The sequence below is a fragment of the Micromonospora sp. WMMA2032 genome (genome assembly GCF_002688545.1).
Taxonomy (GTDB): domain Bacteria; phylum Actinomycetota; class Actinomycetes; order Mycobacteriales; family Micromonosporaceae; genus Micromonospora; species Micromonospora sediminicola.
Window position 1 is genome coordinate 5,484,654 of record NZ_CP024052.1, and the last position, 18,626, is coordinate 5,503,279.

The 18,626-nt window shown below is 73.8% G+C and carries 24 protein-coding genes and 1 pseudogene; 13 read left to right on the forward strand and 12 right to left on the reverse strand.

Annotation, left to right across the window (positions count from 1 at the left end):
- Window positions 1-110 precede the first annotated feature (110 nt).
- From CO540_RS30475 to CO540_RS25440, 4 genes and pseudogenes are all read right to left on the reverse strand, one after another.
- On the reverse strand, window positions 111-254 hold the full coding sequence (locus tag CO540_RS30475; protein WP_007464364.1) for a GPGG-motif small membrane protein: 144 nt from the start codon (window positions 252-254) through the stop codon (window positions 111-113).
- Window positions 245-1,022, reverse strand: a pseudogene (locus tag CO540_RS25430) (metallophosphoesterase). The gene CO540_RS30475 and the pseudogene CO540_RS25430 overlap by 10 nt, the downstream one beginning before the upstream one ends.
- 10 nt (window positions 1,023-1,032) lie before the next feature.
- On the reverse strand, window positions 1,033-1,242 hold the full coding sequence (locus tag CO540_RS25435) for a hypothetical protein (protein WP_245666557.1): 210 nt from the start codon (window positions 1,240-1,242) through the stop codon (window positions 1,033-1,035).
- Between the two features lie 56 nt (window positions 1,243-1,298).
- The gene (locus CO540_RS25440; protein ID WP_099163915.1) at window positions 1,299-1,880 is read right to left on the reverse strand and encodes a nucleotidyltransferase; all 582 of its coding nucleotides are present in this window, start codon (window positions 1,878-1,880) and stop codon (window positions 1,299-1,301) included.
- 149 nt (window positions 1,881-2,029) lie between these two features.
- Here CO540_RS25440 and CO540_RS25445 point away from each other — a divergent pair, with 149 nt between their 5' ends.
- Window positions 2,030-2,761, forward strand: a complete 732-nt coding sequence (locus CO540_RS25445; RefSeq protein WP_099163916.1) for a dTMP kinase — start codon at window positions 2,030-2,032, stop codon at window positions 2,759-2,761.
- Here the strand turns inward: CO540_RS25445 and CO540_RS25450 are convergent.
- Window positions 2,746-3,423: an SDR family NAD(P)-dependent oxidoreductase gene (locus CO540_RS25450; protein ID WP_099163917.1), complete on the reverse strand. Its 678-nt coding sequence runs from the start codon at window positions 3,421-3,423 to the stop codon at window positions 2,746-2,748. The genes CO540_RS25445 and CO540_RS25450 overlap by 16 nt on opposite strands.
- Window positions 3,424-3,669: 246 nt before the next feature.
- On the opposite strand from CO540_RS25450, the gene CO540_RS25455 reads away from it, so the two are divergent.
- The 3 genes from CO540_RS25455 (at window position 3,670) to CO540_RS25465 (ending at window position 6,974) form a co-directional block, all read left to right on the forward strand.
- Window positions 3,670-4,584: a MurR/RpiR family transcriptional regulator gene (locus CO540_RS25455; RefSeq protein ID WP_099163918.1), complete on the forward strand. Its 915-nt coding sequence runs from the start codon at window positions 3,670-3,672 to the stop codon at window positions 4,582-4,584.
- The gene (locus CO540_RS25460; RefSeq protein WP_091571499.1) at window positions 4,581-5,528 is read left to right on the forward strand and encodes an N-acetylmuramic acid 6-phosphate etherase; all 948 of its coding nucleotides are present in this window, start codon (window positions 4,581-4,583) and stop codon (window positions 5,526-5,528) included. Before CO540_RS25455 ends, CO540_RS25460 begins: the two co-directional genes overlap by 4 nt.
- 456 nt (window positions 5,529-5,984) lie before the next feature.
- Window positions 5,985-6,974, forward strand: coding sequence for an RNA polymerase sigma factor RpoD/SigA (locus CO540_RS25465; RefSeq protein ID WP_172968072.1), 990 nt, complete (start codon window positions 5,985-5,987; stop codon window positions 6,972-6,974).
- A 69-nt stretch (window positions 6,975-7,043) separates the two neighbouring features.
- Here the strand turns inward: CO540_RS25465 and CO540_RS25470 are convergent, their stop codons facing one another.
- Window positions 7,044-8,009 (reverse strand): C40 family peptidase, encoded by a 966-nt coding sequence (locus tag CO540_RS25470; protein WP_099163920.1) that lies wholly within the window; start codon window positions 8,007-8,009, stop codon window positions 7,044-7,046.
- Window positions 8,010-8,474: 465 nt separating this feature from the next.
- Between CO540_RS25470 and CO540_RS25475 the strand changes: the two genes are divergently transcribed.
- Window positions 8,475-8,993, forward strand: coding sequence for a DUF6232 family protein (locus tag CO540_RS25475; RefSeq protein ID WP_091571507.1), 519 nt, complete (start codon window positions 8,475-8,477; stop codon window positions 8,991-8,993).
- Window positions 8,994-9,014: 21 nt separating this feature from the next.
- Here the strand turns inward: CO540_RS25475 and CO540_RS25480 are convergent, their stop codons facing one another.
- Window positions 9,015-9,344, reverse strand: coding sequence for a DUF3817 domain-containing protein (locus CO540_RS25480; RefSeq protein ID WP_091571510.1), 330 nt, complete (start codon window positions 9,342-9,344; stop codon window positions 9,015-9,017).
- A gap of 25 nt (window positions 9,345-9,369) precedes the next feature.
- Window positions 9,370-9,786 (reverse strand): hypothetical protein, encoded by a 417-nt coding sequence (locus CO540_RS25485; RefSeq protein WP_099163921.1) that lies wholly within the window; start codon window positions 9,784-9,786, stop codon window positions 9,370-9,372.
- A gap of 122 nt (window positions 9,787-9,908) precedes the next feature.
- Here CO540_RS25485 and CO540_RS25490 point away from each other — a divergent pair, with 122 nt between their 5' ends.
- The 3 genes from CO540_RS25490 to CO540_RS25500 are packed head-to-tail and all read left to right on the forward strand — an operon-like array spanning window position 9,909 to window position 11,104.
- Entirely contained in the window at window positions 9,909-10,211 is a 303-nt protein-coding gene (locus CO540_RS25490; RefSeq protein WP_098747077.1) for a DUF6158 family protein, read from the forward strand.
- Entirely contained in the window at window positions 10,211-10,528 is a 318-nt protein-coding gene (locus CO540_RS25495; RefSeq protein WP_091571520.1) for a hypothetical protein, read from the forward strand. Before CO540_RS25490 ends, CO540_RS25495 begins: the two co-directional genes overlap by 1 nt.
- A gap of 36 nt (window positions 10,529-10,564) precedes the next feature.
- Window positions 10,565-11,104, forward strand: coding sequence for a DUF1360 domain-containing protein (locus CO540_RS25500; protein ID WP_091571524.1), 540 nt, complete (start codon window positions 10,565-10,567; stop codon window positions 11,102-11,104).
- 55 nt (window positions 11,105-11,159) lie between these two features.
- On the opposite strand, the gene CO540_RS25505 is transcribed toward CO540_RS25500, so the two are convergent.
- Genes CO540_RS25505 through CO540_RS25515 form a run of 3 tightly spaced genes read right to left on the reverse strand, consistent with a single transcriptional unit; the run spans window position 11,160 to window position 12,768 of the window.
- Window positions 11,160-11,369: a hypothetical protein gene (locus CO540_RS25505; protein WP_091571527.1), complete on the reverse strand. Its 210-nt coding sequence runs from the start codon at window positions 11,367-11,369 to the stop codon at window positions 11,160-11,162.
- A 27-nt stretch (window positions 11,370-11,396) separates the two neighbouring features.
- Entirely contained in the window at window positions 11,397-11,630 is a 234-nt protein-coding gene (locus tag CO540_RS25510; protein ID WP_369700212.1) for a hypothetical protein, read from the reverse strand.
- A 40-nt stretch (window positions 11,631-11,670) separates the two neighbouring features.
- Complete coding sequence (locus CO540_RS25515) at window positions 11,671-12,768, reverse strand: 3-deoxy-7-phosphoheptulonate synthase (RefSeq protein ID WP_099163922.1); 1,098 nt, start codon at window positions 12,766-12,768, stop codon at window positions 11,671-11,673.
- A 253-nt stretch (window positions 12,769-13,021) separates the two neighbouring features.
- Here CO540_RS25515 and CO540_RS25520 point away from each other — a divergent pair, with 253 nt between their 5' ends.
- Window positions 13,022-13,237, forward strand: a complete 216-nt coding sequence (locus CO540_RS25520) for a hypothetical protein (protein ID WP_099163923.1) — start codon at window positions 13,022-13,024, stop codon at window positions 13,235-13,237.
- Here the strand turns inward: CO540_RS25520 and CO540_RS25525 are convergent.
- A complete protein-coding gene (locus CO540_RS25525) occupies window positions 13,212-13,925 on the reverse strand; it encodes a phosphodiesterase (RefSeq protein ID WP_099163924.1) in 714 nt (237 codons plus the stop codon). The genes CO540_RS25520 and CO540_RS25525 overlap by 26 nt on opposite strands.
- 81 nt (window positions 13,926-14,006) lie before the next feature.
- Between CO540_RS25525 and CO540_RS25530 the strand changes: the two genes are divergently transcribed.
- The 4 genes from CO540_RS25530 (at window position 14,007) to CO540_RS25545 (ending at window position 18,567) form a co-directional block, all read left to right on the forward strand.
- Entirely contained in the window at window positions 14,007-15,299 is a 1,293-nt protein-coding gene (locus CO540_RS25530) for a pitrilysin family protein (protein ID WP_099163925.1), read from the forward strand.
- Window positions 15,296-16,639 carry a pitrilysin family protein gene (locus CO540_RS25535; protein WP_099163926.1) on the forward strand — a complete coding sequence of 448 codons (1,344 nt, stop codon included), beginning with the start codon at window positions 15,296-15,298 and terminating at the stop codon, window positions 16,637-16,639. The genes CO540_RS25530 and CO540_RS25535 overlap by 4 nt, the downstream gene beginning before the upstream one ends.
- Window positions 16,640-16,736: 97 nt before the next feature.
- Window positions 16,737-17,759: an aspartate-semialdehyde dehydrogenase gene (locus CO540_RS25540; RefSeq protein ID WP_099163927.1), complete on the forward strand. Its 1,023-nt coding sequence runs from the start codon at window positions 16,737-16,739 to the stop codon at window positions 17,757-17,759.
- 118 nt (window positions 17,760-17,877) lie between these two features.
- A complete protein-coding gene (locus CO540_RS25545; RefSeq protein WP_099163928.1) occupies window positions 17,878-18,567 on the forward strand; it encodes a TMEM175 family protein in 690 nt (229 codons plus the stop codon).
- The last annotated feature ends 59 nt before the right edge of the window (window positions 18,568-18,626 follow it).

The following is an 18,626-nucleotide window of genomic DNA, read 5'->3' on the forward strand; positions in this document are numbered from 1 at the left end:
CCCTCCGGACGCGAAAGCGCCGGGATCGCCGGGTCCGGACGCTCCGGTCTGGGAGGACAGAGCGCCGGACCCGACGACCCCGGCGGGTCAGGGGTGAAGGACAGGGGTCGCTAATTGAAGATGCTGACGCCACCCGGGCCGACCAGCAGGCCGACGACGATGAGGACGATGCCCCAGAGGATCTGCCGGCGGAACAGCGCGAGAATTCCGGCGACCACGAGTACGACTGCGAGAATCCAGAGAATCAGCTCCATGACGGCTGGATACCCGGCGCGCCGATCCCGGAAACCTCCCGGTCAGTCGACCTGGTCGCCCAGGTGGAACACGCTGTAGGCCTGTTTGATCACGGGGTGCGCGACGTTGCGGACGCGGACTCCGCCCGGCGTGGTGCCACGCTCGGTGCCGTGGTGGGCGTGGCCGTGCAGCGCCAGTGCGGTCGGCGCCGAGTCGATCGCCTGCCCGAGCTGGTAGCAGCCCAGGAACGGGTAGATCTCCAGCGGCTCGCCGGCCAGCGTGTCCGGCACGGGGGAGTAGTGGGTGAGCGCGACCAGCGAGTCGCACTCCAGCGACAACAGCGCGGCGGCCAGCGCGTCGGCGCTCTCCCGGGTGGTCCGGACGAAGGCCTTCATCTCCGGCTCGCCGAAGTCGCTGGCACACCGCCCGGCGAACCCGCCGCCGAACCCCTTGACCCCGGCCACCCCGAGTCGCCCGCCGGCGCACTCCAGCACGGTGCCGGTGCCCTCCAGCACGGTGATCCCCGCGTCCTCCAGCACCTTGACCACCTGCGGCACCTGGTCGCACTGGTGGTCGTGGTTGCCGAGCACGGTGATCACCGGTACGCCGAGGTCGCCGAACTCCCGCGCCACGCACCGGGCCTCGGCCTCGGTGCCGTGGCGGGTCAGGTCGCCGGCGAGCAGCAGCACGTCGGCGCAGTCGGGCAGCTCCTCCAACGCAGGACGGAACCGGCCCACCACGTCCTCGTCCACGTGCACGTCGCCGACGGCGGCGATCCGGATCACCATCGAACCTCCCTCACGGCAGCTCCTCGACCTGGGTGGGCGCCTGGGTGCGGATCACCCCGATGTCGCTGGTCACCGGCGTGTCCGGGAAGCGCTCGGCCACCCGGCGGAGGATCTCCTCCCGCCGGTGCGGGCTCTCCACCTCGCCGTAGAGCACCAGCCCGCGCTCGCGGCGCACCACCGTGATGCCCTGCTCGGCCACGGACGGGTCCTCGGCCAGCATGCTCTGGATCTCCGCCTCCACGTACTCGTCGGGGGGCACGTCGCCGGACCGTCCGGTCACGGGGTCTCCCTTCCGCCGGGCGTGCCGCCGGGCAGCACGTCCAGCCGGTCGAGCAGCACCAGGAACGCCTCCGCGTACGGCGAGTGCTGCGTTTCCTTCCGTACCCGTTCCCAGTCGATCTGTTCCCGCAGCGAACGGGCGAGCGGCAGGGCGCGGGCGAAGTCGCAGTAGTGCTGGGAGAAGCTGAGCAGCTTGTGCACCATGAGCTGGCTGGCCGAGAGCACCGGCATGTGGATCGCGTCGACCGGGCGCACGATGGTGTCGGCGAACGTCTCCTCGGTCACCGGGGTCTCGATCGGCCGGTGGATGAGGTCCACCATGCGTCCCTCGTCGTAGACCTTGACCAGCCAGTCCTCCGGCGGGCGCTCGGCGGTGAAGCCGGCCTCGACCAGCGCCTCCAGGGCCCGGTCGACGTCGGCCTCGCGGAGCAGGAAGTCCACGTCGTGGTCGCTGGAGTGGCCGCCGTGCGCGTACACGGCGAAGCTGCCGCCCAGGGCGAAGGGGATCTCGGACTGCTTGAGCACGGCGGCGACCTTCTTCAGCGTGTGCACCAGGGTCTCGTCCCCGCGCTCGGCCATCTGGGTCTCCCGTCGTCGTCATGGGCGGTGGGATCAACAGGCGTACCCGGCGGAAGCTCCGGTCACACCTGATCGGGCGCGGTGCGTCCGCTCGGGGAGGAAAGCGACAAATCGCCAATGGTGAGCGTCGGTCGGATAGCCTCGGCAAGGTGGCCAGCTCACTGCGAACGCGGCGCGGCAGGGCCCGACTGCGCGCCGTCGCCCTGATCGGCATCGACGGCTCGGGCAAGACCACCCAGGCCCACCGGCTCGCCGAGGCGCTCACCGCCGCCGGCCACCCCGCCACCTACCACCGCAACGCCGGCGGTCGCCGCTGGCTCGGCCGCCTCGCCCAGCGGGTCGGCCGGCCGGACGCGCAGCGGCTCGTCGGCCGCGACGGGCTGCTCGCGGTCGAGTCCGCGCTGCGCTGGCTCGCGATCGCGCTGGCCCTGGTCAGTTGCCTGGTGACCGGCCGGACGGCGGTGATGGACCGCTGGTCGGCCTGCCAGTACGCCAGCATCCGGGCGCACGGCGGGCAGCGCTGGGAGCGGCTGGCCCGAGCCGGGTACCGGATCTTCCCGTCGCCCCGGGTCACGTTCCTGCTCACCCTCGACCCCGCCGAGGCGTACCGGCGGATCGAGCGGCGCGGCACCGACCACGAGAGCATGCGGTGGCTCACCGCGGCGGACGCCGCCTACCGGTCGCTGCCGGAGTACGCCGGGTTCGTGGTGGTGGACGGCAGCGGCACACCGGAGGAGGTCGCCCGCCGGATCCGGGCGCACCTGAGCGAGTGGCTGCCGGACGACCCGCCGGCCCTGGCCGTACCGGGCCCGGAGGGCACGCCTCGGCCCTCCGGCGGCGCGGGGCGGGACGGACCGGTGCCGGCTCAGGCCCGGCCGTAGACCGGGACGCTCGCGCCGCTGGTCGGCGCGGACTCGTCGGAGGCGAGGAAGCGGATCACGGCGGCGATCTCGGCCGGCGGCACCCACCGCCGGTGGTCGGCCTCGGGCTGGGCGGCCCGGTTGGCCGGGGTGTCGATGACGCTCGGCAGCACCGTGTTGCACCGCACTCCGTGCGGCCGGTACTCGACCGCGACCGCGTCGGCGAACGCCCGCACCGCGGCCTTGGCGGTGACGTAGCCGGCCGCCCCGGGGAACGGCGCCACCGCCGCCCGGGCCGACACGCAGACCACCGCGCCGCCACCGGCCTCGACCAGGTGCGGCAGCGCCGCGTGGGTGACCAGGTAGGTCGGACGCAGGTTGATCCGCAGCATCCGCTCGAACTCCGCGACCGGGGTCTCGTGCACGAGCCCGCCGCTGGCGTACCCGCCGACGAGGTTGACCACCGCGCGCAACGGCGCGGCCGGCTCGTCGGTCGCCGCCTCGACCGCCCGCGCCGCCCCCTCGGGGGTCAGCAGGTCGGCCACGACCCGGACCGGACCGTCGTCCGTCCCGGGCTCCCGCTGGGGTACGACCACCCGCCAGCCGCTCCGGAGGAAGGCGGCGGTGACCGCGCCCCCCAGCCCGCCCGTGCCTCCGGTCACCAGCACCGTGCGATCCGCCATGCCCACACGCTAACCGGCCGCCCGGAGGGCCGACCGGTGACCCGGCGACGGCCGTCCGGCCGGTCCGGGAGCGCATGACGGTGGACGGTCCGGTCGGCCGGCGGCACCGACTCGACCGGACCGGATGAGGCGGCCGGGCTGCGACGATGGGACCCTGGGCGAGGGGGCCGGGCGCGGAAGGCGGTAAATTTCCCGATACGCGGCGTCATGGTTGACGCTCACGGCCTGTGAAAGTAAGTTTCATCCGTGGCGAAGAGTCCGAAGATTTCTGCGAGTCACGAGCCCGGTGGACTGATCGTCCACATCAGCGGCCTCCTTCCCTCGCTGTCCCCGGCCGAGCAGCGGGTGGCCCGGCTGGTCGTCGCCGATCCGGCCGACGCGGCCCGGCGTACCATCACCGACCTCGCCACCGCCGCCGAGACATCCGAGGCGACCGTGATCCGGTTCTGCCGGTCGGTCGGCATGGACGGCTATCCCCAGCTGCGGATCCGGCTCGCCGCCGAGGCCGCGCGCCGGGTCGAGCCGCCGGACGCCCGGGTGGTCGGCGGCGACATCCCGCCGGGCGCGGACCTGGCGCAGATCATCGCCACCATCGCGTTCAACGACGCGCGGGCCGTCGAGGAGACCGCCGAGCAGCTCGACCCGGCGGTCTGCGAGCGGGTCGTCGAGGCGATCGGCGCGGCCGGCCGGATCGACGTCTACGGCGCGGGCGCCAGCGGCTTCGTCGCCTCCGACTTCCAGCAGAAGCTGCACCGCATCGGCCGCATCGCGTTCTACTTCCCGGACGTGCACACCGCGCTCACCTCGGCGGCGCTGCTGGGCCGGGGCGACGTCGCGGTCGGCATCTCGCACACCGGCACCACCTCCGACGTGATCGAGGTGCTGGAGCAGGCCCGGGCGCGCGGGGCCACCACGGTGGCGCTGACCAACTTCCCCCGCTCGCCGATCGCCGACGTCGCGGACCACGTGCTCACCACCGCCGCCCGGGAGACGACCTACCGGTCCGGCGCGACGGCCAGTCGGCTGGCCCAGCTCACCGTGGTCGACTGCCTCTTCGTCGGAGTGGCCGCCCGGAGCCGGACCCGGACCAAGAAGGCCCTGGAGGCCACCGCCGAGGCCGTCCTGTCGCACCGGGTGGGTCCCGGGCGGAGGCGGGGATGACGGCGGGCCGGGTGGAACGGGACGAGGTGGCCGTGGTGCGTCCGGTGGTGCGGGTCGGTGCGCCGACCGAGCGACGCAACCCGCAGAGCGTCGACCTCGACCTGATGTCGACCCGGGACGTGCTCACCGTCATCAACGAGGCCGACCGTCGGGTGCCGGCCGCGGTGGCCGCCGTGCTCGACGAGATCGCCGAGACCGTCGACCTGGCCGTCGCCGCGCTGCGCGGCGGGCACCGGGTGCACTACTTCGGCGCCGGCACCTCCGGCCGCCTCGGCGTGCTGGACGCGGCCGAGCTGGCCCCCACGTTCAACTCGCCCCGGCACTGGTTCTGCGCGCACCTCGCCGGCGGCCCGGAGGCCATGTGGCGGGCCGTCGAGGACGCCGAGGACGACGAACGGGGCGGCGCCGCCGAGGCGGGCGAGTGCGTGCACCCCGGCGACCTGGTGGTCGGCCTGGCGGCCAGCGGGCGCACCCCGTACGTCCTCGGGGCGCTCGCCGCGTCCCGGGCCCAGGGGGCCGGGACCGTGCTGCTGTGCGCCAACCCGGAGGCCGAGGCCGCCCCGTCGGTGGACGTGTTCATCGGGGTGGACACCGGACCCGAGGTGGTCACCGGGTCGACCCGGATGAAGGCGGGCACCGCGCAGAAGCTGGTGCTGAACACGTTCTCCACGGCCGTCATGGTGCGCCTGGGCCGGGTCTACTCGAACCTGATGATCGACATGGTGGCCACCAACGCCAAGCTGCGCGGCCGGATGATCTCGATCCTGGTGGAGGCGACCGGGTGCGCCGAGGAGGTCTGCCGGGTTGCCCTGCGGGAGGCCGACGGCGACCTCAAGACCGCCCTGGTGGCGCTGGTCTCCGGCGCGGAGGTGCCCGCCGCCCGGGCCGCGCTGGCCCGCTCCGCCGACCAGGTACGCGGCGCCCTGGCCCTGCTCGCCTCCTGACCCCGAGCGCGAAACCACCCGCCCGGCGCATCCGCCCGGCGGGTGCGACGCGTATCACGTGGCGGGAGGGGACGTCTCTCCCCGAGCGGATTGTTCAACGAGGCGGAGGGTAATCCTCAGCGTGGCTGAACCGGTGGGTCCACGGGCGCGTATCAGGCAGTGACCAGGATCGCAATGACGCGGTGACGCGGCTCGCTGTGTTCATGGAACAGGCAATGGTGCCATTCCATGGGCGGACGGCGATTCCGCTGCTCCCGCGCCCACCGACCAGGGCGGTCGCGAGCCGCCCGAGCAGGGGTCCTGACAGGAAACATGGACCGGGCTCTCAGCTACTACTCAGGCATTCGTGACAGTTTCGACTCACGACATGGAATCCCCGACGCGTCACATCTGTTGTGTAGGTGTCAGCACCTACGGGCACAGCGGAGGTTACGGGGAGGGCTGATGAACGTGGGGATGGCAAGGAACCGGGCAACCGGCGCGAGCGAGGGGACCGTGGCAATCGTGGACAAGAACATCGGCATGCGTACCGACGAGGTCGCCGAGGAGCGGGACCTGGTCGGCGTCTACCTGCACGAGATCTCCCGGACGCCGCTGCTGGACGCCGCCCGCGAGGTGGATCTCTCCAAGGCGATCGAGGCGGGTCTCTACGCCGAGCACCTGCTCGACACCGACCGGCTCCCCGACGGGGCCACCCGGGAGGAACTGGAGCGCGTGGTGGTCGAAGGTGAGCGGGCGAAGGACCTGTTCATCCGCGCCAACCTGCGGCTGGTCGTCTCCATCGCCCGGCGCTACGTGCGCTCCGGCATGCCCATGCTGGACCTGATCCAGGAGGGCAACACCGGCCTGGTCCGCGCGGTCGAGAAGTTCGACTACGAGCGCGGCTTCAAGTTCTCCACCTACGCGACCTGGTGGATCCGGCAGGCGATCAGCCGGGCCATCGCCCAGCAGGAGCGCACCGTCCGGCTGCCCGTGCACCTGGTGGAGGACGTCAACCGGATGCGCAACGTGGCCCGGCAGCTCACCCGCGAGCTGGGCAGCGACCCGGAGCCGGAGCAGATCGCGACCGCGCTCGGCGTCACCGTCGAGCGGGTCAACGAGCTGCGCCGCTGGTCGCAGGACACCGTCTCGCTGGACACCCCGGTGGGCGACGACGGCGACACCAACCTCGGTGACCTGGTCGCCGACAGCGACGCGCCGTCGCCGGAGGAGATCGTGCTGACCGGCCTGGAGCGGCAGCGGATCGAGGGTCTGCTCAACCACCTCGACGACCGGTCGGCCGGCATCATGCGGGCCCGCTACGGCCTGGAGGACGGGCGCGAGCACTCGCTGACCGAGGTCGCGTCGCGGTTCTCGCTCTCCCGGGAGCGGATCCGCCAGCTGGAGATCCAGGCCCTCGGCCGGCTGCGTGAGCTGGCCCGCGCCGAGGGGCTGCAGGCGGCCTGACCTGGTAGTAATGGAAACGACGAACGGCCGGCGTCCGACAGGGGGACGCCGGCCGTTCGTCGTTACGGGTCAGACCCGGCCGTAGCCGGCGATGCTCATGATGTTCATGCCCCGCTTGCTGACGTTGCGGCCCGCGCTCGGCGCGTCGATGATCTGACCGCCGCCGACGTAGAGCGCCACGTGTCCGAGGCCGGAGTAGAACACCAGGTCGCCCGGTTGCAGCTGGCTGCGACTGATCCGCGTCACCGCGTTCCACTGTTGCGCCGCGCTGTGCGGCAGCGACTTCCCGGCGGCCCGCCAGGCGGCCAGCGTGAGCCCCGAGCAGTCGTAGCTGCCGGGGCCGTCGTCGCCGTAGCCGTAGGGCTTGCCGACCGCGCCGTAGGCGTACCGCACCGCGACACCGGCCTTGCCGGAGACGGCCGGGGGCGTGCCCGCCGAACTCGCCTTGACCGGGGCCTCGGTGGCCCGCCCGTACGCCTTGCGACGCATCTCGTAGAGGCCGGCCAGGTCCGCCTCGATCCGCTTCTTGGCGGCGGTCAGCTGCTTGGCCTGCGCCGCCTCCTTCGCCAGCGTGACGTCGAGCCGGGTCTTCTGGTCGATCAGCCGGCGCTGGTCGCCGGTGAAGCTGTCGATGGTGCGCTGCCGCTGGCGGGTGAGCTGGTCGAGCGTGCCCAGCCGGTCCGGCAGCGACGCCGGGCCGCCCGGCTCCAGCAGGGCCGCCGCGGTGCGCATGCCACCGGTCTTGTACGCCGTCGCGGCGATCGCGCCCACGTCGGCGCGACTCCGCTCGGCCTGTTCCTGCAACGGGCCGATCCGGGCCTCCAACGTGGCCGCGGTGGCCTTGTTGGCCTTGATCTCCTCGTTGAGCTTGTTGTACGACTCGACGATTCGCTCCAGCTCAGTCGAGGACTTCTCGATCTGCTTCGTCAGCTCGGCGGGGGTGGGCTCGGCCCGAGCCACCGACGCCGGAGCGAGCAGCGCGGCCGAGAGGCCGGCCACCGCCAGCGAGCGGAGCAGCATCCGTAAGGACGACAAGAGCGGAAAGCTCCTCTCCACGGTCGACGGGAGGCGTGCCACGCCCCGTCGACACCGACCCGGCGCCGTCCGGGCGGACGGCGGTCGACCGGACCGACCTGGACAACCTAACCCGTGATCGGAGTGGACGGGAGTTCAAGCAGGGGCGAAAGTTGGCAAAGTGTCGGAAAGTGACAATGGGGCAGCTGACCGTCCGTGACCGTTTCGCGGACCTCACGTCGCGGGCTTCGGCGCTCCTGGGCGGAAGGCGCGACTCGCCCGATTCGTCGTTCTGGACGGATGTCGCCAGGCCACGCCAGGCAAAGTCATGACAAAGACGGAAATCGTTCTCTGTTTCCGGCGGGCCGGTCCGGCGACGTACCGGCCGGGCGGGCGAAAACCCGAGGTCGGGTGGCGTGTCCGCCACACAATGAAGCGCGGAACCGGGAATCCCCACCACGGGATCCGCGACCCCGGGAGGCCGCCGTGCAGACCGATCGCTCCTCCGCCCGCCCGCCCCGGTCGCCGCACGCGACCGCGCCCACGCTGCTCTACGCCCGACCCGGCATCGTCGTCACCGCCGAGCGTTTCACCGTCGGCCGCAACAGCTGGGCGGTGACCGAGATCACCCAGCTCTGGACCACCCGCGGCCCGCACGACCGGCTCGCCGTGCGGGCGGTCGCCGTCTCCGCCGCGCTGATCGCCGCGGTCGGTCTGCTGCTCGGCTTCACCGGCGGCCTGGAGCGGCTCACCGCCGGGGCGTACCTGACGCTCGGCGCGGTGGGACTGCTGCCGCTGCTGCTGGTGCTGCTCGGCGACCGCTGGCGCCCGCCCGCACACGAGCTGTGGGGGCGGATCCGGGGTGCCGAGGTGCTGCTGTTCAGCAGCGACGACGAGCGGCAGTTCGGCCAGGTGACCCGCGCGCTGCGCCGGGCCCGCGAGGGCGCGCGCCTCGGTGGCTGGACCGACCCGCCCGCCGCCGCGCCGTGGCGGCCGGCGCGCTGAGCCGGCGCGGCGGTCCGGGGGTCAGCCGGCGACCGGCTCCGGGGTGCGGGGCCGGTTCCCGGCGGCCACCCAGTGGCTCACCCGCCGTTCCGCGTAGAACGAGACGAACGGCACGGTGCCGGCGAGCATCACCAGCAGCATCCGCTTCAACGGCCAGTCGGCCCGGCGGGACAGGTCGAAGGTGAGCGCCAGGTAGAGCATGTAGAGCCAGCCGTGCGCGACGCCGACCACGGCCACCACGCTCGGGTTGTCGAAGCCGTACTTCAGCGGCATGCCGATCAGGACCAGCACCACCAGCGCCACGCCCACGATCCAGGCGATCACGCGGTACCGGGTAAGGGCTCCGCCCACCGTCGTCCGTCCTTCCGCACCGGCCTCAGCCGGGATAGTCGCCGGGCCGGGCGCCCGGATTCGCGTTCAACCAGGAAAGGTAGCGGTTGTAGGCGGCCAGTTCGCCGTCGTCCGCCCCGTCGAGCGGCGCCGCCGGCACCCGGACGGCGCGCACCGGCCGGCGTACCGCCGGGGTGGTGGTGACCGGCTCCGGGTCGGTGGCCGCCGGCGGCGGCGCGGCCGGCGGCCCCGGCGCGGCGCGCAGCGCGTGCCGCACCTCACGCCACCAGACGAAGACCACGAAACCGGCGAAGACCGGCCACTCGATCGCGTAGCCGAAGCTCAGCGCGTTGCCCTGGGCGGCCCGGGTCACCTGCCACCAGCCCAGCCCGAGAAAGCCCACCACCAGCACGACCATGGCCACGTGGCGGAGGATCCACGCCGGTGTCCACAGCCGCTGCATGCCATCGAGGGTACCGGGGCCGCCGGCCGTCTCCGACGCGGCGTCGTAGGTGCCCCGGGTTTGGTGGCAGCCGCGCTGGGCATCCGTCTAGTCGCCAGCCCGAACGAGACGAGGGGGCGACGATGACCGAATCGGTACGCCGGGACGCCAGCCCGGAGCAGCGCGTCACCGAGTGGGACGGCGACCACGCCCGCACCACCGGGGCCGGCGACGGTGAGCTGCTCGGGGTGGACCCCGCCGAGCTGGGCGACGAGGACCTGATCCGGGAGATGCAGAGCCTGCACCGCACCCGGCTGGACACGCTGCGGCACGCCACCGACTCCGCGCTCGCCAACCACCTGCGCCGGACCGCCGAGCTGGAGACCGAGTACCTGGCGCGGCACCCCGGCCGGGAGGTCGACCCGAGCCGACTGCGGGACGCCTGATGGCCAGCCACGCCGAGCGCGGCATGTCCGCGCCGCCCGAGGTGGTGTTCAACACCGCGACCGACCCGGACCGCTCCTCCGCCTGGTTGCCGGAGGAGCTGCGCCGCTCCGGCGACTGCCAGGTGGAGGTGGTCGACGCCGAGGACATGCGGGCCCGGTGGAGCGCCGCCGACTGGTCCGCGGAGATCGACGTGGAGCCGGCCGACGCCGGCGGCGCCCGGGTACGCCTGGACCTGGCCGGTCCGGACCACGCCCTGGCCGACGAGATCCTGGCCAACCTCGACCGCGAGGTGGCCGACAACCTGACCGCCGGCTGAGCCCGGCCCGCCACGACGCACGAGAGGGAGGCCGGGTTGACCGGGAGTGGCCTGAAGCAGAAGGTGGCGCGCCTGCGCCAGGCGTACGCGCCGCACGAGCACCGACCGCTGGAGGGCTACCTGAAGGCGATGGGCACCTACGCCGGGGTGACCGCGGCGCTGGTCGGTCTGGTCCGGGCGACCGGCCGGCCGGTGCCGGAGCGGCCCTCGCCCGGCGACGTGGTGCTGCTCTCGGTCGCCACGCACAAGCTGAGCCGGCTGCTGTCCAAGGACGCGATCACCAGCCCGCTGCGGGCGCCGTTCACCCGCTACGACCACCCGATCGGCAGCGGCGAGGTGATGGAGCAGGTCCGGGACGAGGGCAGCCCCACCCGGCACGCGCTCGGCGAGCTGGTCAGCTGCCCGTTCTGCCTGGCGGTCTGGGTGGCCACCGGGCTCACCGGCGGCCTGGTGCTGGCGCCCCGGCTGACCCGGCTGGTCGCCACCGCGCTGACCGCGGTGGCCGCCTCCGACTTCCTCCAGATGGGCTACGCGGTGGCCCAGCAGGCCGCCGAGGGCGGGCACCACGAGAAGTGAGCACGACGGGAACGGGGCCGGCGCGAGTGCGCCGGCCCCGTCGTCGTGCCGAAGATCAGGTGGGGGTGGTGCCGTGGTCCTCGCCGGCCCAGCCGCGCGAGGTCTCCGGCTCGCGCTCGTCCTCGTCCGCCCCGGTGATGATGTCCCGGTCCACCGCCGTGCGGTCGTGCTCGTTGGCGAAGTCCGGCTCCGGCAGCGTGTCCATGCCCTCCGGGGGCTGGCCGAGCGCCGCCAGGTGCTCGTGCTCGGGCTCGCGGTCGGTCATGTCGGGTCCTCTCGGTCGGGCGGGTGTTCAGGCGACCGTGCCGCCCAGCAGTTCGGCCGCCTCGTCGACCGCGTACTCGCCCTGGGGGAGCGCGGCGATCCGGGTGAGCAGCTCGGCCGGGAGCTCGGCGGCCACCGCCCGGCGGTAGATGTCCGCCTGGGTGATCCGTTCCTGACCGCGGTAGAGGTCGTCGAGCAGGTCGTCGAGCGGCCTGGTGTCCGGCTGCTCGGTCACGGGCGCGTCATCGGTCACGCCGACCACCTACCCGGCCCCGAACCGGTCAAACTCCCCCCAACCCCGCCTAGGCCGGGGTCGGGAGCGTGGCGCGGCGCGCCCGGACGGCCTGGGCCAGGTGGTCCAGGACCTCGCCGGTGGTGTCCCAGCCGATGCAGGCATCGGTGATCGACCGGCCGTACTCCAGCTCCCGCGTCGGGTCCAGGTCCTGCCGGCCGGGGAGCAGGAAGCTCTCCAGCATGATGCCCACGATCCCGCGCTGCCCGGCGGCGAGCTGCGCCGCCACGTCGGCGGCCACCACCGGCTGGTTGCGGTGGTCCTTGCCGCTGTTGGCGTGGCTGGCGTCGACCACGACCCGCTCGGGCAGGCCGGCCGCGCGCAGCAGGTCCAGCGCCCCGGCCACCGACTCCGCGTCGTAGTTGGGCCGGCCGCCCCCGCCGCGCAGCACCAGGTGACCGTCGGCGTTGCCCCGGGTGTGCATGATCGCCGGGGTGCCGGAGACGTCGATGCCGGGGAAGACGTGCGGCACGCCGGCGGCGCGGATCGCGTCCACCGCGGTGGCGATGCTGCCGTCGGGCCGGTTCTTCATGCCGATCGGCATGGACAGGCCGGAGGCGAGCTGCCGGTGGACCTGGCTCTCCACGGTCCGGGCGCCGATCGCCCCCCAGGCCACGGTGTCGGCGATGTACTGCGGGGTGATCGGGTCGAGGAACTCGCACCCCACCGGCAGGCCCAGCCGGAGCACGTCGAGCAGGAGCGCCCGCGCGGTCCGCAGACCCGTGTTCACGTCGCCCGAGCCGTCCAGCGCCGGGTCGTTGATCAGGCCCTTCCAGCCCACCGTCGAGCGCGGCTTCTCGAAGTAGACCCGCATCACCACCAGCAGGTCGTCGGCGACCCGGTCGGCGGCCTCGCGCAGCCGTCCCGCGTACTCCAGGGCGGCGGCCGGGTCGTGCACGGAACAGGGGCCGACGACGACGAGCAACCGGTCGTCGTCGCGGTCCAGCACCCGGCCGACGGCACGCCGGCCGGCCACGACGGCCTCGGCCAGCGGGGTGTCCAGCGGCAGGTCGTGGTGCAGCAGGGCCGGGGTGGTCAGCGGCACCACACGGTCGATGCGCTGGTCGATGACCCGATGGGCGTCCTGGGACGTGGTCACGGTGGGGATTCCTTCCGCCGACCGTGCCCCCGTGCCGGGTCCGGGGGATCGAGCCGGCTGCTCGCATACGAAAGGGCAGGGAAAAGAATCCCTGCCCGGCCGGCTCGAAGAGGTGGTGACGTCAGCTCATGGTCGAGTCACCGGCTCCTCCAGCCGGCTGCCTAAACCATCGATACGACCGCGTCACGTCGGCCAGCCTACCCGACGCGACCGGGAAGTCCCGCTCCGTTCCGCAGAGCGGAACGCGGGGTATGGAACGACCATGAGCCACGACCAGAGCGACCAGGACCGGATCGAGTCCCGAGCCCACCTGCTGCCGGAGGAGGCGGCGGTGGGCAGCGACGACGCGGAGGCCCAGGCCGACGCGATCCTCGCCGAGTCGGACCTGCGCGAGGAGGACCGCAACGCCGCCCCCGACACGGTGCTGGAGCACCGCACCTCCGAGGAGACCGTCACCCCGATCGAGCCCCCCGACTGAGCCCGACGCCCCGGCCCCGACGCGACCCCCGGTAGCCGGCGTCCCGCAGCCGGGCCAGCGGACCGGCCAGGCGCAGGCCGGGCGGCACGTTGCCGACCGGGTCGAAGGCGAGCGCGGCGTCCTCCGGGGCGCCGCGCCGCCCGTCGAGGCGTACCTCGCCGAACGGGCGCCACGGGCCTACCGCCGAGGCCACCGCGAGCACCAGCCGGGGCTCGTCCGCGGCCACCGCCGCGTCGACCCCGGCCAGGGAGCGACCCAGGTCGGGCGAGTCCGGGTCGGCCAGCACGGCGAGGAACAGCCGCCGCGCCCCGGCGCGGAACGGCATGATCGAGGTGTACGTCCCGGTGAAGCGTCGCCGGGGCAGCGGCAGGTTCCGCAGCACCGGCGCGGCGCCGCTGGAGCTGACCAGCAGGTCCACCGGCGGCTCCGGATCCCGGTGCAGGCGGACCGCCACGCCCAGCACGTCCGGCCAGCCGCCCGGCGTCGGCACCCCCTTGGAGAGGCGGACCGTGGCCGGCCACCGGCCCGGCCGGTCCAGCAGCGGCACCCCGGTCGGCGGTCCCGACGTACCCCAGATCAGCACCTCGGCGGCGAAGGTGCGGCCGGCGGGATGCAGCAGCCGGGCGTGCCGCAGGCGGGCCAGCGCGGCGGCGGCCCGCTCGACGGCGGACGGTACGGGGGTGACCATGGCGCTCGGGTACCCCGGCGCGCGGCGACGATGCTCCCCGCGCGTCACCTTTCCGCCCCCGGGATCGGATAGCGTCGTGCCATGCCCGACAGCGGTTACCCCTGGCCGATCGAGACGACCCGACTGGACAACGGCCTGCGTGTGGTGGTGAGCGAGGACCGCACCGCCCCGGCCGTGGCCGTCAACCTCTGGTACGACGTGGGTTCGCGCCACGAACCGGCGGGCCAGACCGGCTTCGCCCACCTCTTCGAGCACCTGATGTTCGAGGGCTCGGTGAACGTGGCGAAGACCGAGCACATGAAGCTGATCCAGGGCGCGGGCGGATCGCTGAACGCGACCACCAACCCGGACCGGACCAACTACTTCGAGACCGTCCCCGCCGAGCACCTGGAACTGGCGCTCTGGCTGGAGGCCGACCGGATGGGCGGCCTGGTGCCGGCGCTGACCCAGGAGACGCTGGACAACCAGCGCGACGTGGTCAAGAACGAGCGGCGGCAACGCTACGAGAACGTCCCCTACGGCGACGCCTGGCTGCGGCTGCTGCCGCTGCTCTATCCGCCCGGCCACCCCTACCACCACGCCACCATCGGGTCGATGGCCGACCTGAACGCCGCCGACCTGGCCACGTTCCAGGCGTTCCACAGCACCTACTACGCGCCGAACAACGCGGTGCTGACGGTGGTCGGCGACACCACCGCGGCCGAGGTGTTCGCGCTGGCCGACAAATACTTCGGCGGCCTCGCCGCCCGCTCCGACATCCCGGCCGCCCCGGACGGGCGCACCGTGCCCGCCACCGGCACGCCGGCGGTTCAGACGGTCACCGCCGACGTGCCCGCCCCCCGCGTCTACCTCGCGCACCGCACCCACCCGTTCGGCGACCCGGGGTACGACGTGACCACCGTGCTCGCCACCGTGCTGGGCAGCGGCCGGGGCAGCCGGCTCTACCAGCGGCTCGCCGACGGCGAACGGATCGCCCAGCCGGACCTGGTCGGCGCGTACGGGGTGGACCTGGCGCACGCCCCCGCGCCGCTGATCGCCACCGCCACCGCCCGGCCCGGCGTGACCGCCGAGCGGCTGCGCGACGGGCTCGCCGAGGTGGTGGACGAGCTGGCCACCGTGCCGGTGACCGCCGCCGAGCTGGACCGCGCCAAGGCGCTGCTGAGCACCATGTGGTGGCGGCAGATGTCCACCGTCGACGGTCGCGCCGACACGCTCGGCCGGTACGCCACCCAGTTCGGCGACCCGGCCCGGGCCGCCGACCGGCTGCCCGGCTGGCTCGCCGTCACCGCCGAGCAGATCGCCGAGCAGGCCGCCGCGCTGCTCGGCGCCGACGACCGGGTGATCCTGACCTACCTGCCCGAGGAGACCTCATGACGCTGATCGCCACCCGTCCCGGCCCCGGCGCCGCCCGCGCCTACCGGTTCCCGCAGGTGGTCCGGCGGACGGTGGCCGGCGGTCAGGTGGTCGCCGCGCACCTGCCCGGGCAGACGCTCGCGGTCGCGCTGCTGCTGCTCGACGGCGGCGCGGGCCGCGAGCCGGTCGGCAAGGAGGGGCTCGGCGCGGTGCTGGCCAAGGCGCTGGAGGAGGGCACCGCGCAGCGCGACGCCACCGCCTACGCGCTGGCCATCGAGGCGCTGGGCACCGAGCTGGTGGCCGGCCTCGACTGGGACTCGTTCCAGGTGAGCGTGCAGGTGCCGGTCGACCGGCTGAGCGCCGCGGTGGAGCTGCTCGCCGAGGCGGTCCGCACGCCCCGGCTGGACCCGACCGACGTGCTGCGGGTCCGCGACGACGAGGCGACCGCGCTGCGGATGGACTGGGCCAACCCCGGCCCGCGCGCCGACGCGGTGCTGCGTGCCGACCTCTTCGGCGCCGACAACCGGTGGGGCCGCCCGCTCTACGGCGACCCGGAGAGCGTGGCCGCGCTGGAGGCGGACGACGTGACCGTCTTCCACTCCGAGTGGTTCATCCGTCCCGGCACCCTGATCGTCGCCGGTGACCTGGAGCGGATCGACCTGGACGCGCTGGGCGCGACCGCGTTCGCCGGCACGGGCGGCGGTCCGGTCGACCGGGGCGGCCCGATCGAGACGACGCTCGCCGGCCGGCGACGGGTCATCCTGGTCGACCGGCCCGGCTCGGTGCAGTCCACGCTGCGGCTCGGTCACCCGTCCCCGCACCGCGCCCACCCCGACCACGTGCCGATGACACTGGCCGGCACCGTGCTCGGCGGCGCGTTCACCTCCCGGCTCAACCACCTGATCCGCGAGGTGCGCGGCTACACGTACGGGATCCGGGGCGACTTCGCCTCGTCCCGGCGGTTCGGCCGCTTCGCGGTCACCTCCGGCGTGCAGACCGCGGTGACCGCGCCGGCGTTGGTCGAGTCGGTGGGCGAGGTCTCGCGTACCCAGCTGACCGGGGTGACCGAGGAGGAGCTGGAGGTGGCCCGCTCGTGGCGGGCCGGCCAGCTCTCGGTCGAGTTGCAGAGCCCGCGGGCCATCGCCTCGGCGCTGACCACGCTGGTGGTGCACGACCTGCCGGACGACTACCACGCGCGGCTGCGCGAGGCGCTGCTCGCGGCGACCGTCGAGGAGGTGTCCGCTGCCGCCGCCGCGCACCTGCACCCGGAGTCGCTGACGCTGGTGGTCGAGGGGGACGCGGCGGTGATCCGGGACGAACTGGTGGCCGCCGGCCTCGGCGACGTGGTCGACCACGGCTGACCGGGCGGGGCGGCGGGACGTGTGATTCCCGTCGCCCCGGCCCGCGCGCTGGGAAAGGCTTCCCGCCCGCCCCGCCCGGCTGGGTAGCCTCGCGGGCATGAGGATCGGCATTGTGGGAGCCACCGGCCAGGTCGGTGGCGTCATGCGTCAGGTGCTGGCGGAGCGCGAGTTCCCGGCGGAGCAGGTGCGGCTGTTCGCGTCGGCCCGGTCGGCCGGGCGCACCCTGCCCTGGCGCGACGGCGAGGTGACCGTCGAGGACGCGGCCACCGCGGACTACCGCGGGCTGGACATCGTGCTCTTCTCGGCGGGCAAGGGCACGGCGAAGGAGCTGGCCCCCCGGGTCGCCGAGGCCGGCGCGGTGGTCATCGACAACTCCTCCGCGTTCCGGATGGACCCCGAGGTGCCACTGGTGGTCGCCGAGGTCAACCCGCACGCCCTCGCCGACCGGCCCAGGGGCATCGTGGCGAACCCGAACTGCACCACGATGGCCGCGATGCCGGTGCTGCGCCCGCTGCACGCCGAGGCCGAGCTGGTCAGTCTGGTCGTCGCCACCTACCAGGCGGTCTCCGGCGCCGGCCTGGCCGGCGTGGCCGAGCTGGACGAGCAGGTCCGCAAGGTGGCCGAGGACGCGAGCGCGCTCGCCTTCGACGGTTCGGCGGTGCCGTTCCCGACGCCGCGCTCGTTCGCCGCCCCGATCGCGTTCAACGTGCTCCCGCTGGCCGGCTCGATCGTCGACGACGGCTCCGACGAGACCGACGAGGAGCAGAAGCTGCGCAACGAGAGCCGCAAGATCCTGGAGATCCCGGGGCTGAAGGTCTCCGGCACCTGCGTGCGGGTGCCCGTCTTCACCGGTCACTCGTTGCAGATCAACGCCCGGTTCGCCCGGCCGATCGACCCGGCCCGCGCCCGGGAGCTGCTCGACGGCGCGCCCGGGGTGGCGCTGCGCGACGTGCCCACGCCGCTGGAGGCGGCCGGCCAGGACCCGACCTACGTCGGCCGGATCCGGGTCGACGAGACCGTCGCGCACGGGCTCGCGCTGTTCTGCGCCAACGACAACCTGCGCAAGGGCGCGGCGCTCAACGCCGTGCAGCTCGCCGAGCTGGTCGCCGCCGAACGCTGAGCCGGCTCGGCGCCGGAGCGTCGAATCGTTGCGGGGGCGTCCGTGACCGCACGGACGCCCCCGCAGCGGGTATGCGGGCCCGGTCGTCGGCGAACCACGCCGGCGGGCGGGAGGAACCATGGCGGCCGGACGGGACCCGGGGGACGTCGACGAGGTCGAGATCGAGGCCGGGCTGCGCTCGGACACGGCCCGGGCGATCGGCTTCAGCGACGCGGTCTTCGCCATCGTCATCACCCTGCTGGTGCTCGACCTGCGCGTGCCCGAGTCGGCGCCGGGCGGGATGCTGCACGCGCTGCTCGACCAGTGGCCGGTCTACCTCGCCTACGTCACGTCCTACCTGTACGTGGCCGTGAACTGGCTGAACCACAAGGGGACGTTCCACCGGGTCCGCTGCGCCGACCGGGGCCTGCACTGGGCCAACCTCGGGGTGCTGTTCAGCGTGGCGCTGCTGCCCTTCGTCACCGCGCTCGTCTCCCGCGCGGTGGAGAAGGGTGACACCTTCGACGAGCGGGTCGCGGTCGCCGCGTACGCGGTCGTCGGCGTCGTCCTCTCGGCGGCCTGGCTCTGGCTCTACCACTACCTGAGCCGGCACCGGGAGCTGCTGCAGGCGGGCGTGACCGCCCGGTTCTTCGCGGCCGAACGGATCCGGGCGGCGCTCGGCGTCGCCGCGTACGCGATCGCCGGCGGGGTGGGGTGGTGGGTGAGCGTGCCGGTGGCGCTGGTGGTGCTCCTGCTGCTGCCGCTCTTCTACGGGCTGTCCAGCAACGGCTCCTACGACCTGCTCCGGCGGCTGCGGCACCGGCGGTGAAGCGGCCCGCGTTACCCCGCCTCGGGCGGCGGGTAGACGGCGGTGCCGACACCGAGAGG

What these genes read in the sequence shown, in the direction of transcription:
- CO540_RS30475 (WP_007464364.1), bottom strand. Translation starts at nt 254, where the DNA reads ATGGAGCTGATTCTCTGGATTCTCGCAGTCGTACTCGTGGTCGCCGGA.
- CO540_RS25435 (WP_245666557.1), bottom strand. Translation starts at nt 1,242, where the DNA reads ATGCTGGCCGAGGACCCGTCCGTGGCCGAGCAGGGCATCACGGTGGTG.
- CO540_RS25440 (WP_099163915.1), bottom strand. Translation starts at nt 1,880, where the DNA reads ATGGCCGAGCGCGGGGACGAGACCCTGGTGCACACGCTGAAGAAGGTC.
- CO540_RS25450 (WP_099163917.1), bottom strand. Translation starts at nt 3,423, where the DNA reads ATGGCGGATCGCACGGTGCTGGTGACCGGAGGCACGGGCGGGCTGGGG.
- CO540_RS25460 (WP_091571499.1), top strand. Translation starts at nt 4,581, where the DNA reads ATGACGGCGGGCCGGGTGGAACGGGACGAGGTGGCCGTGGTGCGTCCG.
- CO540_RS25465 (WP_172968072.1), top strand. Translation starts at nt 5,985, where the DNA reads ATGGCAAGGAACCGGGCAACCGGCGCGAGCGAGGGGACCGTGGCAATC.
- CO540_RS25485 (WP_099163921.1), bottom strand. Translation starts at nt 9,786, where the DNA reads ATGCAGCGGCTGTGGACACCGGCGTGGATCCTCCGCCACGTGGCCATG.
- CO540_RS25490 (WP_098747077.1), top strand. Translation starts at nt 9,909, where the DNA reads ATGACCGAATCGGTACGCCGGGACGCCAGCCCGGAGCAGCGCGTCACC.
- CO540_RS25495 (WP_091571520.1), top strand. Translation starts at nt 10,211, where the DNA reads ATGGCCAGCCACGCCGAGCGCGGCATGTCCGCGCCGCCCGAGGTGGTG.
- CO540_RS25505 (WP_091571527.1), bottom strand. Translation starts at nt 11,369, where the DNA reads ATGACCGACCGCGAGCCCGAGCACGAGCACCTGGCGGCGCTCGGCCAG.
- CO540_RS25520 (WP_099163923.1), top strand. Translation starts at nt 13,022, where the DNA reads ATGAGCCACGACCAGAGCGACCAGGACCGGATCGAGTCCCGAGCCCAC.
- CO540_RS25525 (WP_099163924.1), bottom strand. Translation starts at nt 13,925, where the DNA reads ATGGTCACCCCCGTACCGTCCGCCGTCGAGCGGGCCGCCGCCGCGCTG.
- CO540_RS25530 (WP_099163925.1), top strand. Translation starts at nt 14,007, where the DNA reads ATGCCCGACAGCGGTTACCCCTGGCCGATCGAGACGACCCGACTGGAC.
- CO540_RS25535 (WP_099163926.1), top strand. Translation starts at nt 15,296, where the DNA reads ATGACGCTGATCGCCACCCGTCCCGGCCCCGGCGCCGCCCGCGCCTAC.
- CO540_RS25540 (WP_099163927.1), top strand. Translation starts at nt 16,737, where the DNA reads ATGAGGATCGGCATTGTGGGAGCCACCGGCCAGGTCGGTGGCGTCATG.
- CO540_RS25545 (WP_099163928.1), top strand. Translation starts at nt 17,878, where the DNA reads ATGGCGGCCGGACGGGACCCGGGGGACGTCGACGAGGTCGAGATCGAG.